This is a genomic window from Desulfosporosinus youngiae DSM 17734 (assembly GCF_000244895.1).
GTDB lineage: Bacteria > Bacillota > Desulfitobacteriia > Desulfitobacteriales > Desulfitobacteriaceae > Desulfosporosinus > Desulfosporosinus youngiae.
Genome location: NZ_CM001441.1, coordinates 4,753,414 through 4,768,320 on the forward strand (window position 1 = coordinate 4,753,414; position 14,907 = coordinate 4,768,320).

14 protein-coding genes are annotated in these 14,907 nt (G+C 47.4%); all 14 read right to left on the reverse strand.

Annotation, left to right across the window (positions count from 1 at the left end):
- A complete protein-coding gene (gene pyrF, locus DESYODRAFT_RS21990; RefSeq protein WP_007786463.1) occupies positions 1-711 on the reverse strand; it encodes an orotidine-5'-phosphate decarboxylase in 711 nt (236 codons plus the stop codon).
- 82 nt (positions 712-793) lie between these two features.
- The gene (locus tag DESYODRAFT_RS21995; RefSeq protein WP_007786464.1) at positions 794-1,711 is read right to left on the reverse strand and encodes a dihydroorotate dehydrogenase; all 918 of its coding nucleotides are present in this window, start codon (positions 1,709-1,711) and stop codon (positions 794-796) included.
- Positions 1,698-2,588: a dihydroorotate dehydrogenase electron transfer subunit gene (locus tag DESYODRAFT_RS22000; protein ID WP_007786467.1), complete on the reverse strand. Its 891-nt coding sequence runs from the start codon at positions 2,586-2,588 to the stop codon at positions 1,698-1,700. Before DESYODRAFT_RS22000 ends, DESYODRAFT_RS21995 begins: the two co-directional genes overlap by 14 nt.
- Positions 2,589-2,635: 47 nt before the next feature.
- Complete coding sequence (gene carB / locus DESYODRAFT_RS22005) at positions 2,636-5,809, reverse strand: carbamoyl-phosphate synthase large subunit (RefSeq protein ID WP_007786468.1); 3,174 nt, start codon at positions 5,807-5,809, stop codon at positions 2,636-2,638.
- Position 5,810: 1 nt separating this feature from the next.
- On the reverse strand, positions 5,811-6,923 hold the full coding sequence (carA, locus tag DESYODRAFT_RS22010) for a glutamine-hydrolyzing carbamoyl-phosphate synthase small subunit (RefSeq protein ID WP_007786470.1): 1,113 nt from the start codon (positions 6,921-6,923) through the stop codon (positions 5,811-5,813).
- Positions 6,924-7,027: 104 nt separating this feature from the next.
- Positions 7,028-8,338, reverse strand: coding sequence for a dihydroorotase (locus tag DESYODRAFT_RS22015; RefSeq protein WP_007786471.1), 1,311 nt, complete (start codon positions 8,336-8,338; stop codon positions 7,028-7,030).
- Positions 8,325-9,260 (reverse strand): aspartate carbamoyltransferase catalytic subunit, encoded by a 936-nt coding sequence (locus tag DESYODRAFT_RS22020; RefSeq protein WP_007786473.1) that lies wholly within the window; start codon positions 9,258-9,260, stop codon positions 8,325-8,327. Before DESYODRAFT_RS22020 ends, DESYODRAFT_RS22015 begins: the two co-directional genes overlap by 14 nt.
- Positions 9,261-9,464: 204 nt before the next feature.
- A complete protein-coding gene (gene pyrR, locus DESYODRAFT_RS22025) occupies positions 9,465-10,019 on the reverse strand; it encodes a bifunctional pyr operon transcriptional regulator/uracil phosphoribosyltransferase PyrR (protein WP_007786474.1) in 555 nt (184 codons plus the stop codon).
- A 234-nt stretch (positions 10,020-10,253) separates the two neighbouring features.
- Complete coding sequence (locus tag DESYODRAFT_RS22030; protein ID WP_007786475.1) at positions 10,254-11,270, reverse strand: RluA family pseudouridine synthase; 1,017 nt, start codon at positions 11,268-11,270, stop codon at positions 10,254-10,256.
- A 46-nt stretch (positions 11,271-11,316) separates the two neighbouring features.
- Positions 11,317-11,790, reverse strand: coding sequence for a signal peptidase II (gene lspA, locus DESYODRAFT_RS22035; RefSeq protein ID WP_007786476.1), 474 nt, complete (start codon positions 11,788-11,790; stop codon positions 11,317-11,319).
- A gap of 132 nt (positions 11,791-11,922) precedes the next feature.
- Positions 11,923-12,597: a TraR/DksA C4-type zinc finger protein gene (locus DESYODRAFT_RS22040; RefSeq protein WP_007786477.1), complete on the reverse strand. Its 675-nt coding sequence runs from the start codon at positions 12,595-12,597 to the stop codon at positions 11,923-11,925.
- 71 nt (positions 12,598-12,668) lie between these two features.
- On the reverse strand, positions 12,669-13,019 hold the full coding sequence (locus DESYODRAFT_RS22045; protein ID WP_007786478.1) for a DUF5665 domain-containing protein: 351 nt from the start codon (positions 13,017-13,019) through the stop codon (positions 12,669-12,671).
- 177 nt (positions 13,020-13,196) lie between these two features.
- The gene (gene pduL / locus DESYODRAFT_RS22050; protein WP_007786479.1) at positions 13,197-13,805 is read right to left on the reverse strand and encodes a phosphate propanoyltransferase; all 609 of its coding nucleotides are present in this window, start codon (positions 13,803-13,805) and stop codon (positions 13,197-13,199) included.
- A gap of 215 nt (positions 13,806-14,020) precedes the next feature.
- The gene (locus DESYODRAFT_RS22055; RefSeq protein WP_007786480.1) at positions 14,021-14,752 is read right to left on the reverse strand and encodes a 2-phosphosulfolactate phosphatase; all 732 of its coding nucleotides are present in this window, start codon (positions 14,750-14,752) and stop codon (positions 14,021-14,023) included.
- Positions 14,753-14,907: the final 155 nt, after the last annotated feature.

The following is a 14,907-nucleotide window of genomic DNA, read 5'->3' on the forward strand; positions in this document are numbered from 1 at the left end:
TTATTCCCAAAGCCGTTCCAAGGCATGACGGGGGTTTTCAGCACGGGTAATCGGTCTCCCGACAACAAGATAGGAACTGCCCGCTGCCAAGGCCTCATGGGGGGTAAGAACCCGCGCCTGGTCCTGTGCTTCACTCCAAGCCGGACGGATTCCAGGTGTGACAATCAAAAAATCAGGTTTCGTATTCTTTCTGATTTCTTGCGCCTCCCTGGCTGAGGCGACCACCCCGTCAAGTCCGGCTTTTTCCGCAAGTTTGGCGAGTTCAACAACATGATCCCTGAGATCCCGCTGAACTCCCATCTCTTCTCTAAATTGAGTTTCCGACATACTAGTCAGGACAGTAACCCCAATCACTTTTGGTACGCTTTTAAGCTTACTTCCTTCTTCCCGCACCGCATTGGCGGCCTTAGCCATCATGTCATACCCGCCGCTGCAATGAACATTGATCATATCAACCCCACACTGAACGAAACCGCGAATCGCCCGTTCCACTGTTGTCGGTATATCGTGAAGTTTTAAGTCCAGAAAGATGGGAAATCCCAAAGACTTCAGTTCATGGATCATCTCGGGCCCAGTGTACGCGTACAACTCCAGCCCTACTTTAAGCCAACACCCGCTGTCTTGAAGCGCCTTAGCTAAGCCTAAGGCTTTCTCACGCCCTTGAACATCTAAGGCTACCATGACGCGCTGATTATTTAATCTGACATCCAAAATGCTAAGCCTCCAATTCCGTCTTTCTAACGATACCAATCATACACCTGAGCTCAATGGAGATTTGTTTAGTTGAACAAGTTTACTTATGCGCTGCTCCCACTAAATCACGCACGGAAGCCACTCCACGCTGTTCGCAGTATTCCTGGATTCCCTTGAGGATTTCCAGGGGCGCCTGAGGATTGACAAAATTCCCCGTACCGATGCTCACAGCCGTCGCCCCTGCCAGCAGAAATTCCACGGCATCCTGCCATGTAGTAATCCCGCCCATTCCTATGATCGGTAAATCTACAGCCTGAAAAACTTGCCAAACCATTCGTACTGCCACAGGTCTTATGGCTGGCCCGGAAAGCCCTCCAAACGTATTCGCCAAGACCGGACGCTGCTGGTTTATATCAATATGCATCCCTAATAACGTATTAATAAGAGATAAAGCATCCGCTCCTCCAAGCTGGACCGCTCGTGCCATCCCCACAATATCCGCGACGTTAGGTGAAAGTTTGGCGATAACCGGGAGGTCCGTTTCTGCCTTCACTGCCGCAATCACTTCGGCAGCACTCTGAGGGTCCGTACCAAAATGCATCCCGCCATGTTTAACGTTCGGGCAGGAAATGTTCACCTCAAGCGCCGCTAACCCTGATTCTTTTTGTAACGCTCTCGCCAGCTGAACATAGTCTTCAAGAGAAAACCCCGAAATATTCGCAATCGCCGCAGTGGGCAGTTCTCGCACCTTAGGCAGGTAGGATTTGAGAAATTCCTCCAGACCAGGATTCTCCAAACCCACAGCATTGAGCAAACCTGCCGGGGTTTCTGCTAACCTCGGAACCGGATTTCCCAGGCGCGGCAAGGGAGTGATCCCCTTCAAGGTTATTCCTCCTAAGGCTTCAACAGGACAATAAGCGGCATACTCCTCTCCAAACCCATAAGTACCTGAACATGTAAGGACCGGATTTCTTAAGGTCATGCCCGCAAGCTGGGTCGTAAAATCAACAGGACTCATCCCAGACAACCTCCTCCCCCCGAAAAACCGGCCCATCCTGGCATACTTTCTTATGGATCATAGCCCCTGCTCCGTCAGTCAGAGTTACCGCACACCCTAAACAAGCGCCAACCGCACAGCCCATGCGTTCTTCCAGAGAAACTTCCACAGGAACTTTATAGTCCAGACATAAATCCGTCACGGCCTGCATCATCTTCTTCGGTCCGCATGCGGCGGCCCGGATACTGGGGCTGCCCGCCCTGTCCCCTGCCAGCCGGTCTTCCTTTAATGTTCCTTCTTGTCTCTCATGGTTCTTATCCTCAGATAACTGAGCCAACAACTCCTTTACCTGCCTAGTCACAAGACCTTTTTGTCCGAGACTTCCATCCAGTGTATTTAAGTGCAGCGGAATCCCCAGTGCTTGCCAGGAGGAAAGCCCTGCACTCTCCAGAAAGGACTTAGTTTCTCCTCCCCAAAACAAACGCACTGCCAGCCCTTGCGCCAGAGCACTTTGCGCTAAGGGATAAAGAGGAAAAATCCCAATCCCTCCGGCGATAAGCCATAGCTCCCCTTCTTCAGGCAAAGAAAAACCCTGCCCCAAGGGACCCATAATACTGAGTTTCTCTCCGCATTTTGCTCTCGATAGTATTTCGGTTCCCCGGCCTTGTATGCGGTAAAGCAAGGTAATCTCGTCACGTTCGGAAGAGATTCCAGCTATGCTAAGCGGGCGGCGCAATAAGGGATCGAACGATGGGACTGAGGAGTCTTGCACCTGTATGGCAACGAATTGTCCAGGTTTCGCGGTCTGAGCAATCGGCCCCTTTAGAACCAATCGCCTGAGCCTTTGATCTTCATCTCCCAAGCGTTCATGAACAACCACATGTCCTTCGGTAAGCATGGCATCTTCTCCTTTCTATTCTAAAACTTCGCGCGTCGCGCCTCGCACTAGAGCGGCAATAGACCCGGAGAAATACTTTCCAGCACTTGGAGCAGCGCTCCGGCGGTATCTAGGCTTGTAAAACAAGGGATTCCATGTTCCACAGCCGCTCTGCGGATTGCGAACCCATCGCTTTCCTGCAGCCGGCCATGGGTTGTTGTATTGACAACATATTGAATTTGCTGTTTCCGGATGCCGTCAATAATTTCGTTTGAACCATCATGCAGTTTGGCAATAGTTTCAACTCTTAATCCCTCATTCCTTAAATAACGAGTCGTGCCCTCAGTTGCTAAGATACGAAAGCCAATTTCTGCGAACCTCTGGGCAAGAGCTACTCCTTCCGCTTTATCACGATCCGCCAAGGTTATCAACACAGAACCATAGGTCGTAAAGGACAGTCCCGCTCCTAATAGAGCTTTGTAGAGGGCTTTTTCGTAGGTCCTATCCATTCCCATAACTTCCCCGGTCGATTTCATTTCAGGACCTAAAGAAGGTTCGACTCGTTGAAGCTTAGAGAAAGAGAATACAGGCGCCTTGACGGCAACCCGGTCACCCCTCGGCAAGAGGCCGTGGGGAATACCTATATCTTCCCATTTCCTGCCTAAGATCACTTGAGTGGCCCAGTCTACGATGGGGATTCCCGTAACTTTACTCAAAAAGGGAACCGTACGGCTTGAGCGGGGATTAACCTCCAGGACATAGAGTTCCTGATGATAAATCACATATTGGATATTCAGTAATCCTTTAATTTTCAGGGATCGTGCTAAGGATTCTGTTAGGGCGATGATGCGTTCTTGCATACTCAAGTCCAAGGTTTGCGGCGGATAGACCGCGATAGAATCTCCGGAATGGACGCCGGCCCGTTCTAAATGTTCCATAATTCCAGGGATAAAGACCTTTTCTCCATCCGAGATGGCATCAACCTCCACCTCAGTTCCAAGCAGATATTGATCCATCCAGATCTCCTGATCCGAGGATGCCGATAGGGCACGTTTTATAACCGGCTCTAATTCCTTCTCTTCATACACAATCTCCATGGCCCGTCCACCTAAAACATAGGATGGACGAACCACCAAAGGAAATCCGATCTCATGGGCGACACGCCGCACCTGCTCCATATCCCTGGCCCCGCCTCCGCGCGGCCGCTTGGCCCCCAGCTCTTGAAGAACACGGTCAAAGGTTCCGCGCTCCTCCGCCCGGTCAATGTCTTCAACCGTCGTACCCAAAATCCGATAGCCGCGCCGTGCCAGACCGCTTGCCAAACCAATTGCCGTCTGCCCGCCGAACTGAACCACAACACCGTCGGGCTGTTCTTTATCTAAAATCTCTGAGACATCCTCCAAGGTCAAAGGCTCGAAATAGAGACGATCCGCTGTGTCGAAGTCTGTGGAGACTGTCTCTGGATTGTTGTTGATAATAATACTCTCAAAGCCCGCTTTTCTTAGGGCCAGTACAGCATGAACGGAACAATAGTCGAATTCTATTCCCTGCCCAATCCGGATCGAGCCCGAGCCTAAGACCACCACTTTAGGCAGCTTATGAACTTCCCCTTCGTCTTCAACATCATAGCTGGAATAAAAGTAAGGTGTTGTCGCTTCAAACTCTCCGGCACAGGTATCGACCATTTTAAAAACCGGCCGAATACCATGCTCCATTCTGAACTGATGTACTTTATCTTCCGTACTCTTCCAGAGGGATGCAATCTCCTGATCTGAAAATCCAAGCCGTTTGACACGCCTCAAGCTCAATTCATTCCATGAAGCTTGCTCTAATAAGGTCGTCTCATCCACAAGACGTTTTAATATATTAAGATAATATCGATTCCAGCCTGTTTCCTGAACCAGCCAATCTACCGCCCAGCCACGCCTTAAACCCTCAGCAAAAACAAACAGCTGCCGGTCATCCGGTTCTAAGCAGGCGGCTTTAAGTTCAGCATCTGAAAGCTCTTCAAGCTCGAATAAACGAACCCCATACACCTTGATATCGAGCGAACGGATAGCTTTAAGCAGAGCGGTTTCTAAATTCCGGCCAATACCCATCACTTCACCCGTTGCCTTCATTTGGGTGCCTAAATGCCGGTCTGCCTCTGTAAATTTGTCGAAGGGCCAACGCGGGAATTTCACCACAACATAGTCCAGGGCCGGCTCAAAACAAGCGGAAGTTTTTCCCGTGACCGCATTTTTGAGTTCTGTCAGCGCATATCCCAAAGCTATCTTAGCAGCGACCTTAGCAATCGGATACCCCGTGGCTTTAGAGGCCAAAGCACTGGAGCGGCTTAGACGGGGATTAACCTCGATCACAACATATTCCCTGCGGGAAGGATGGAGGGCAAACTGGACATTGCATCCCCCTTCTATCCCCAAACCATTCACGATTCGCAAAGACGCGCTGCGTAAGGTTTGAACCTCTCGATCCGTCAAGGTCTGACAAGGTGCAACGACAATACTATCCCCTGTATGTATTCCTACGGGGTCCATGTTTTCCATATGACAGATTGTGATACAGTTTCCGATCCCATCGCGTAAGACCTCAAACTCCACTTCCTTCCAGCCGGCCACACTTCGCTCCACAAGAATTTGACCGATAAGACTGGCCTGCAGGCCGCTTTCTGAGATCTGCTTAAGCTCAACAGCATTTTTAACAATTCCCCCGCCGGTTCCACCTAAGGTAAAAGCCGGCCGTACAATTAGAGGGTATCCAGTTTGATCCGCGAATATGAGCGCTTCTTCAACACGGGAAACAATCTTACTCTCCGGAATCGGTTCACCAAGCTCTCTCATCAAAGCCCGAAAACTCTCCCGATCTTCTGCCTGGTCAATACTCTTGAGAGACGTTCCCATTAAAGTGACTTCACAACGCTCTAAAACCCCTCTTTTAGCAAGCTGATAAGCTAAGTTCAGGCCGGTTTGCCCTCCCATCGTAGGAATTAACCCGTCCGGCCTTTCTCGTTCAATGATCCGTTCTACAGATTCCACGGTCAGAGGTTCTATATAAACCCGGTCCGCCGTTTCGCGGTCCGTCATAATCGTAGCAGGATTGGAGTTCACGAGAATGACCTCTACCCCTTCTTCGCGCAGAGCACGGCAGGCCTGGGTGCCCGCGTAGTCAAACTCGGCAGCCTGCCCAATCACAATGGGGCCCGATCCAATCACCAGTACCTTTTTCCACTCCTTCTTGGGCACGCTATCTCCTCCCCTTCCCTGTTGAATTTTTTAAAATAAGCTCCTTGAAACGGTCAAAGACTTCAGCGTTTTCCTCCGGTCCCGGAGCACCTTCCGGATGAAACTGGACCGATAGAATGGGGTAAATCCTATGCTCCATCCCTTCTACGGTTCCATCATTAAGATTGCGTAAGGTTACTTCAAATCCCGTCCCCTCTAACGATGCTTCCTGTACGGCATAGCCATGGTTTTGGGATGTCATGGTCGCTTTTCCCGAGCGAATATCAATAACCGGATGATTTCCACCGCGGTGCCCGTAGGGAAGTTTGTAGGTTTTTCCACCTGCAGCCAGGGCTAAAAGTTGATGCCCTAAACAGATACCTAAGATTGGCAGCTTATCGTATAACTGACGAACCGTTGCTATTCCTTCGGGCAGCTCCTCAGGATCTCCGGGGCCATTGCTTATCACCGCTCCGCTCGGGCGGTTCTTGAGGATTTCTTCAGCCGTTGAACGGGCAGGGAACACCATGATTCGCAACCCTCTCTCTTGTAGGTTGCGAATAATATTTCGTTTGACGCCAAAATCCAATACTGCAATTAAGGGACCCAATCCTGGAATTTCATAAGCTTCCCTTACGGTTGATCGATAGGCCCAGGGTTCATTTTCCCTCCCTATCTTAGCTTGTCCCCGGGAATTAGCCCAATACTCCCGTCCCGCCTCCTCGGTTTGAACCAGTACCCCCGGCAGGGTGCCAAATTGCCGCAGATACCTGGTTAACGCCCGGGTATCGACTCCCTTTAAGCCTTGAACCCCATGCTGCCGGCAATAGTCCTCTAGAGAATCCTCACAGTGCAAACTTCCCTCTCCCTCGGAAAGTTCACGAACAACTAAACCCTGCAAGCGGGTTTTAGCCGCTTCATTTTCCTCATGGTGCCAGCCATAATTTCCGATCAGCGGCTGGGTTAGGACAAGAATCTGACCAGCATAGGATAAATCCGTGACCATTTCTTGATAGCCGCTCATGGACGTATTGAAGACGACTTCCCGCTCTTCTGTTTGGACAGGACTCTTCGTCCAATCCCCAAACTCTTCTCCCTCAAAGGTTTTACCATCCTTAAAAACAAGATAAGCCACCTCCGACACCTCCTCTCTCCACATAGTCTCCTGCAGGCAATTTCTTTGCTCTATCTTTTTTCCCTGCACGTTTATCTAAATTCAAAGATCTTATTAAAATTCCCTTATAGTACTGTTCTGTCTCGCTGTACAAGCCGGCCTTCTACCCAAACCATCACAGGGAAACCTTGCATGGTTTTCCCCAGGAACGGAGTATTGCGTGCTTTCGAAGCCAGCTTAGCCGGATCAATTACTTCCGAAAAATCCGGGTCAAAGAGTACTATATCCGCTGGGGTTCCGGGCTTTAAGGTTCCCCCCGCCAGTCCGAAGCGATCTGCCGGAGAAACACTCCAAGCTTCGATCACCCGATCCAGGGACAGTTTTCCCGGTTTCACTAAATACTGCCACACTGCACTTAAGGCCGTCTCCAAGCCGGCAATGCCGAAGGGTGCCTCTGCAAAAGGCCGCGCTTTTTCGGCCTGGGTGTGTGGAGCATGGTCGGTGGCAATCATATCAATGGTTCCATCCCTAAGACCTTCAATTAAGGCCTCACGGTCCGCCTGAGAACCCAAGGGAGGATTAACTTTGAGAACGGTATCTGTTATCTTTATCTCTTCATCACAGAAGATCAAATGATGAGGATTAACTTCCGCGGTGACATCGATCCCTCGGGCTTTAGCCCGCCGAATTAACTCCACACTCTCTGCGCTCGAGATATGGGCTAAATGAAGTTTCCCGCCGGTTTCCTCAGCCAGAAGCAAATCCCTGGCAACAATCACACTTTCCGCACTGGCTGGAATTCCTCTTAACCCCATTCGTGCGGAACTTACTCCGCGGCGCATCAGCCCATCTCCGGCCAAATTTTTATCCTCGCAATGGCTGATAATTGGAAATCCTGTGAGCTTAGCATACTCCAGGGCCAGCCGCATCACTTCCGCATTTTGAATATTTTTGCCATCATCGGAAAAGGCCGCTGCTCCCCCCGCTTTCATGTCTGCCATTTCGACGAGTTCGCTCCCCTGCATACCTTTAGTGACTGTCCCAATCGGCAGCACATGGGCATATCCGGCACGTTCTCCCTGCCTGCACACGAATTCGACTAAAGCCCGATTATCAATCGGGGGCTGAGTATTGGCCATAGCCAAAATTGTAGTGAACCCGCCACGCACCGCAGCACGTGATCCGCTTAAAATATCTTCTTTATCCTCTTGCCCCGGTTCACGCAAGTGAGTGTGCACATCGATCAGCCCCGGGAAAACAAACTTCCCTGTTCCGTTAATAATTTCCAAATTCTCACCCTGAGCTTTTGCCAGAACTTCCTCTTCGGTCATTGAAGATGATATTTCTAAGACGTTTCCGTCTTTAACAAGAACATCTTGAGGGGATGAAATCTTTTGACTCGGATCAATTACCCAAACATCTTTAAGCCACCACATTGCTTGACCCTCCAATCAGTAAGTAAATTAGTGCCATACGAATAGCCACACCATTCGTGACTTGACGTTCGATTAAGGCGTCTACGCCATCTGCCACTTCGTCGGAAATTTCCACGCCCCGGTTCATCGGCCCTGGATGTAAGACAATGCTTTGTTTTCCGGTTTTCTTGAGACGATCTGTGGTCAATCCATAAAGATGGCTGTACTCACGCAGGCTGGGAAAGAGGCCGCTTTTTTGCCGTTCCAGCTGAAGGCGAAGAGCCATCACTATGTCTGCCCCTGGTAAAGCACTGTCCAGGTCATGGGTCAATTTAACTCCCAGACCCGCCATTTCAGCGGGTACAAGTGTGGGTGGGCCCGCAAAGGTCACATTGACCCCCATTTTTTGAAGACACCAGGCATTGCTGCGAGCAACCCTGGAATGGAGCACATCCCCAACGATGACGATATTTTTACCTTCTAATTCACCTAAACGCTCCTGCATTGTGAAAATATCCAATAACGCTTGGGTAGGATGGGCATGCTGCCCGTCTCCTGCATTAATGACCGCGGGATCAAGGATATCCGCCAAAAAGTTGGCCGCACCTGAACTGGAGTGCCTTAGGATCACAACGTCCGCCCGCATCGCCTGAATCGTCTTGGCCGTATCGTATAAACTTTCGCCTTTACTCACACTGCTCTGAGCGACTGCAATACTTGTCGTATCCGCCCCTAATACTTTAGCAGCCATTTCGAAAGAGGTACGGGTTCGTGTACTTGCTTCATAAAATAAATTGACAACCGATTTCCCTTTTAACGTCGGCAATTTCTTAATAGGGCGCATCAGAATTTCTTTCATCACTTTTGCTGTATGCAGAATATGCCGTATTTCCTCTACACTCATGTCCTCGATCGCCAGAATGTCTTTACGCTGCCATTTCATCAGTAAACCTCCCTAAATTCTTTCAGCTTATTATCTCTAATGAATTTGTAATTAATTCCCTGACCGCTTTGCTTAACCCTAAACTAAAAAATCCTCATCCCAAAGAGGGAGAGGATTTAAAAATAGGCATAACCTATTATCCCGCTCGCCCCTTGGCTATCTCTCTGGATAACATTTAAAGGGTAACGTTTGCTTAATTCATAGTCACTTAATATCATCCCGTTCGAGCAATAGTACGTCTTCCTCCCCATCCACTTCCTTTAATCGTACAGCGACGATTTCACGTCTGGAGGTGGGCAGATTCTTACCAACATAATCCGCTCGAATTGGCAGCTCCCGGTGTCCCCGATCCACAAGCACGGCTAACTGAATTCGATCAGGCCTTCCTATATCCATGGTAGCATCCAAAGCTGCGCGTGCTGTTCGGCCGGTAAAGAGTACATCATCAATCAGAATTACGGCTTTCCCTTCAATGCTAACCGGGATATCCGTTTCATGAACCACCGGATGAATATCAATAGTACTTAAGTCATCCCGGTAAAGTGTGATATCTAAAATCCCCAAAGGAACCTTTACCCCTTCAAACTCTTCGATATACTGCTGAATTCGTTCGGACAAGGGCACCCCTCTGCGACGAATCCCAACTAATACCAGTTTATCAGTCCCTTTATTCTTCTCTACGATTTCATGAGCTATACGGGTTATCGCCCTGCGGATTCCATCCGCATCTAAGATTTTACTTTTAAATGTTCCTTCCAAGGTCACTAACTCCTTTCCCTTTGAGTCTGTTTCTTGGTTTGACGACACTATCAGATGGTAGTATAAAAAAACTGTCTGAATTGCAGACAGTTCTCCCCTACTTACTTCCGTCTGCCTTCCCAAGCCTCTCAGGACTTCATTAAAGGCTATTAATACTTTTACTTAGTTTACTTTAGGTTTGGCCGAATGTCAATGCAGGCAATGAAAAGGAAATAAACATAGAAAACTTTGCCTTTAATTGCTGCGAAGTTTTTCAATGACTTCGGCAAATATCTTAGGTACAGGTGCATCGAACCTCATCCATATCCCTTTCACCGGGTGCTCAAATCCCAGATGTGCTGCATGCAGCATTTGTCCTGGCAACCCAAACTGGTTTTTTTTCGACCCGTAGACAGGATCTCCAATAACCGGATGCTTAATATAGGCCATATGAACACGAATTTGATGGGTACGGCCGGTCTCTAAGCGCACTTCTAAATAGGTGGTCTCTTTAAAACGTTCTAAAACCGTATAATAAGTCACAGCCGGTTTCGAATGCAGCATAACAACCGCCATACGTTTACGGTCGGATGGATCCCGGCCAATTGGTGCGGACACTGTTCCGGAAGGTTCTGACATGACTCCCTGAACCAGAGTTAAGTATTTCCGTTCCATCGTATGGGCTTTGAGCTGCGCTGCAAGTCCCTGGTGGGCAGAATCGTTCTTGGCAACCACTAAAATTCCCGAGGTGTCTTTATCTATACGATGAACAATTCCCGGACGCAGGACCCCGTTAATTCCGGAGAGATTTTTACAATGATATAACAAAGCATTAACCATTGTTCCGGTCCAAGCACCTGGCGCAGGGTGCACTACCATCCCTTGAGGCTTATTCACCACCAGAACATCCTCATCTTCGTAAAGGATTTCCAGCGGGATATTTTCCGGTTCGGCAGCGGCCTCTCGCGGGGCAGGGATCATCACCTCAATCATATCCCCTTGGCGTACTTTATAATTTGCTTTTTTAATGAATCCATTAACCTTAACACATTCTCCGGCAATGAGTCCTTGAATGAACGATCTGCTCTTTCCTAAAACATCAGTCACTCCTACATCCAAGCGAATTCCCTCAGGAAGCTCAAGCCTTACCCTTTCAGGCGTAGGGGCGGAATCTATCGGCAATCTTTCCGCGCTTGAAACTTGATCGCCGAATTCGAAATCGAGATCATTCTCTATTGATTCGCTTAATATTTTTCTTGACACTTTTTCCACTCTCTTATCCGCTCATTCTTGATTAGCTGATTATTAGGTGACAAGCTCACTTTTCAGGCACTTCGGGTGAGGATTTACCTTGAGCTTTTTCCTCCCGATATATGGCAAGCATCAATAACCCCACCCCTATGACAATCATGCTATCCGCAAAATTAAAGACATAAGGCCAAATTTGAAAATCGAGATAATCGACAACTCGTCCTATGGTGAGTCTATCATATAAATTCCCCATGGCTCCTCCACCGATCATCCCTATAGCCAAACGGGTAATCCACTCCTCACGAGGAATACGAAACTGTCCATAAATTACTCCACCTAGAACTAATACTGCGGTAACAACAAAAATCCAGGTTCGGCCGGCCATCAGACCAAATGCCGCGCCTGGATTTAGGACATACGTCAGATGAAATACTTTAGGGATAACTTTCACCGTCTCACCCGGCATAAAGTTGATTTGAACCAGAACCTTCAGGACCCGATCAATTCCCCATGCTCCGATTATTGCAAGCCAAACTAACAACGATCTAACCCCCCTGCTCTTTTACCCATCTTAACACAGGGCTCGAAGCGGAGCAAACGAATCATTCAGCTGAGAGCTAACTTTCTCACTTTGGCACAATTTCTCCGGTCGAGAGGTAAGGGCATGAAGCGGCTAAGTCCGCCCGTGCTCCTTGCTGTAATGAATAGTATTTAACCGCCCCTCCGGTTCTCTTTGAGTTTCGACGGTTTCGATATATTGAACAGCACCAATCATTTCATCCGCATCTTCATACATATCATTGGGATCCGAGACATCCCGATTCGTCCCCAGATCCTGGAGAGAATCTGCAGTCCCATAGCGGGCCACAGCCTGCCAGGAATCTTCTCCATCAAACTCCACCCGATCTGTCCCATCATTAAAGGTTCTGGAAAACGGTCGGTTTAATAGTTCATCTTCGACCGGGTCACGATATAAGGAGTGCTGCTCTTCTTTCTCCTCTTCCCGGCTGCACTCTGTGCATACCGTCGTATAAGGCAGCAATTCAAGTCGTTCATACGGAATTTCTTGACCGCAGTGTTCACACTTGGCGTAGTCCCCTTTTTTAAAACGTTCTAAAGCATCGTCAATAGCCTCAACCCTGTGGAGCAGCCGATCATGCTCGGCAACATCACGAGCCCGCTGATATACTTCTGATCCAATATCAGCCGGGTGATTGTCTGCTAATGATAATTCACCTAAAGACTCTCTCATATCTCCGTTAAAGAGTTCTGCGGTAGTTTCCATCAAATCAGCTTTCTCTTTACGCAGCGTTTTGATCAATTTATTATAATTTGATTGATCTTTCAAATAAGTCGCCCCCTATTACTCTTTCCTAGACTTACACTCTCACGTAAAATTTCACTTTAGCTGTCCAATTCTTAAGGTTGATTAACATACTTACTAAGTTCGGCAATAAATCCGCCAATCACCGGTAAATTCAACACCACTATTCGCTTTAACAAGATATAAGCAAATCCTGCAAGAAGTCCTGCCCCCAGAGCAGTTCCCAAACCTCGCAAGAGGCCGACCAGGAAATTAAACCAAAGAAGTCGTCCGGGACGATTCAAATACGCTATGTATTCAGCTAATCTCATCTTTTCAAGAGTTTCTGCCAACAATGCAACCTGATGTCTTAATCCAGTCAACCCGGGAACGCTCACGGTATCGGTAAACTCTTGACCTGCCGAAGATGTTATGGGTAATTTCTCCTTTTCGTCCGAAACGGCCACATTATTCACCTCACGTTAGAACATCAGGTTTAGTGTTCCCATGTCGCTAAAATTTACACGGATCTCAACATCCATAGCACGATTAAAAAATAGTTTCACTATACACAAAAAAGAGGCTTTACAAGCCTCTTTCAGAAATAAACAGAATTATTCAACTCATGATAGGATTTAAATAGATTATCTAGCCGATTGCGGATAGATGCGTTGATTGTAAGAATAAACTTCCAGTTCTTGACCATTTGCCAAACCAAATGCATTACCCTCGTCCGTATCCACATGTAAATCCAAGGCATAATCCGGACTAACGCGAACGAGAACTTGATCTAAGATTCCGCCGCGAGGACCAGGAACAATGACTGAAACATAATCCCCATCGTTTAAAGAATACTTAAATCCATCTTTTGGCGCCATGTGGAGATGGCGGGCCGCAATAATCACGCCTTGCTCAATATGAACAATTCCCTTAGGACCTTTAATATCAATACCCGGGCTATCTTCAAGCCTTCCTGAATCCCGAACTGGCGGCTTAACTCCAACTTTAAAACTATCTGTCTTTGAAAGTTCTACTTGAGAGACTTTCCGGGCAGGACCCAAAACACGCACTCCGGAAATCTCACCCTTCGGTCCAATGAGCGTAACCATTTCTTCAGCGGCAAATTGGCCGGGCTGACTAAGGTCCTTCATTTTTGTCAAAGAATATCCTTCGCCAAAAAGCGCTTCAATATGTTCTTGGGATAGATGAATGTGACGGTTTGAGATACCAACGGGAACTTTAAACGTTTCCATATATTCAACCTCCCTTTTGCAAGTATGCCACCGTCCAGTATAAAAAAACTGGCTTATGCCAGTATTAAAGATGGCAGAAGTTACATTTAATATTACATTAACTGCTTCTTCTGCTATTATACTTTATTTTAAATCATAAAAAAAGTTATTATTTCTTCTCATTATTTAGAAATAAAGACAATAATTCAAATAGTCTGAACGTTGCAATAATTGTCCTACTGCTCTGTCAGCCATACTATTTCTCCATCTTGAACCACAGGAACAATTGGTAAAATGTTCGGAGTAGCGCAATAAACTAAATCCTTTTCAAGTCCTAAAGAAATAAGCTTTTTTCCATGATCTGAGTCACGAATTATATCAACAAGCTGATCTTCCGAACTATGATATAGCATACGAGCGGCAGTACCCAAATCATTCAGCACGACATTTGGTCCCAATGCATCAATAAACATACCTGCACAAAGTGTGTCTGCAAGATCAAAACGTTCTTCCGTGCCCGCACAATACACCACTATTCCTTGAAGTTTCTTATTCGTTTCAAATTCACTCAGAACCGCTGAAACAATACTCTGCATGTTTATAAAAGAAGCCATCCAGATCATAGGCGCAGCAATAGAATCACGTATAGCCCGAGTGCCGTTTGTCGTGGTCAAAATGACTCTTCTGCCCCCGACTTTTTCAGGAACATAGTCAAAAGGGGAATTGCTTAAATCAAACCCTTCAATAATCAGAGAATCGCGCTCCCCTCCCAATAATGATCCGGGAAGGGTCAGGCGTCTTTCCAGTGCTTCTTGAGGAGTGAGAACCGGAATAATGGCCTGACAGCCATTTGCCAACGCCGTTACTATTGTACTTGTCGCCCTCAACACATCAATCACAATGACCAATCTTTCTTCTAAATAAGGGGTTCTTGGAGAACCTGTACTCGGTAAAACTTCTATTTGCATACGATCACCCCCATAACTGAATAAAAATGTTTACTTTTTGTACAACCTTTTATATATTCAACTTATTTATTCTTAAATCCTGCCTGCTGTGAAAATTGTTATTTAACAAATGGATAATAGTGTACATTTTAACAAAAACAACTAGATAATGTAAC

Coding starts and splice junctions, on each gene's coding strand:
- DESYODRAFT_RS22015 (WP_007786471.1), bottom strand. CDS start 8,338: ATGTGGTGGCTTAAAGATGTTTGGGTAATTGATCCGAGTCAAAAGATT.
- DESYODRAFT_RS22020 (WP_007786473.1), bottom strand. CDS start 9,260: ATGAAATGGCAGCGTAAAGACATTCTGGCGATCGAGGACATGAGTGTA.
- DESYODRAFT_RS22055 (WP_007786480.1), bottom strand. CDS start 14,752: ATGCAAATAGAAGTTTTACCGAGTACAGGTTCTCCAAGAACCCCTTAT.
- DESYODRAFT_RS22000 (WP_007786467.1), bottom strand. CDS start 2,588: ATGCTTACCGAAGGACATGTGGTTGTTCATGAACGCTTGGGAGATGAA.
- pduL (WP_007786479.1), bottom strand. CDS start 13,805: ATGGAAACGTTTAAAGTTCCCGTTGGTATCTCAAACCGTCACATTCAT.
- DESYODRAFT_RS21995 (WP_007786464.1), bottom strand. CDS start 1,711: ATGAGTCCTGTTGATTTTACGACCCAGCTTGCGGGCATGACCTTAAGA.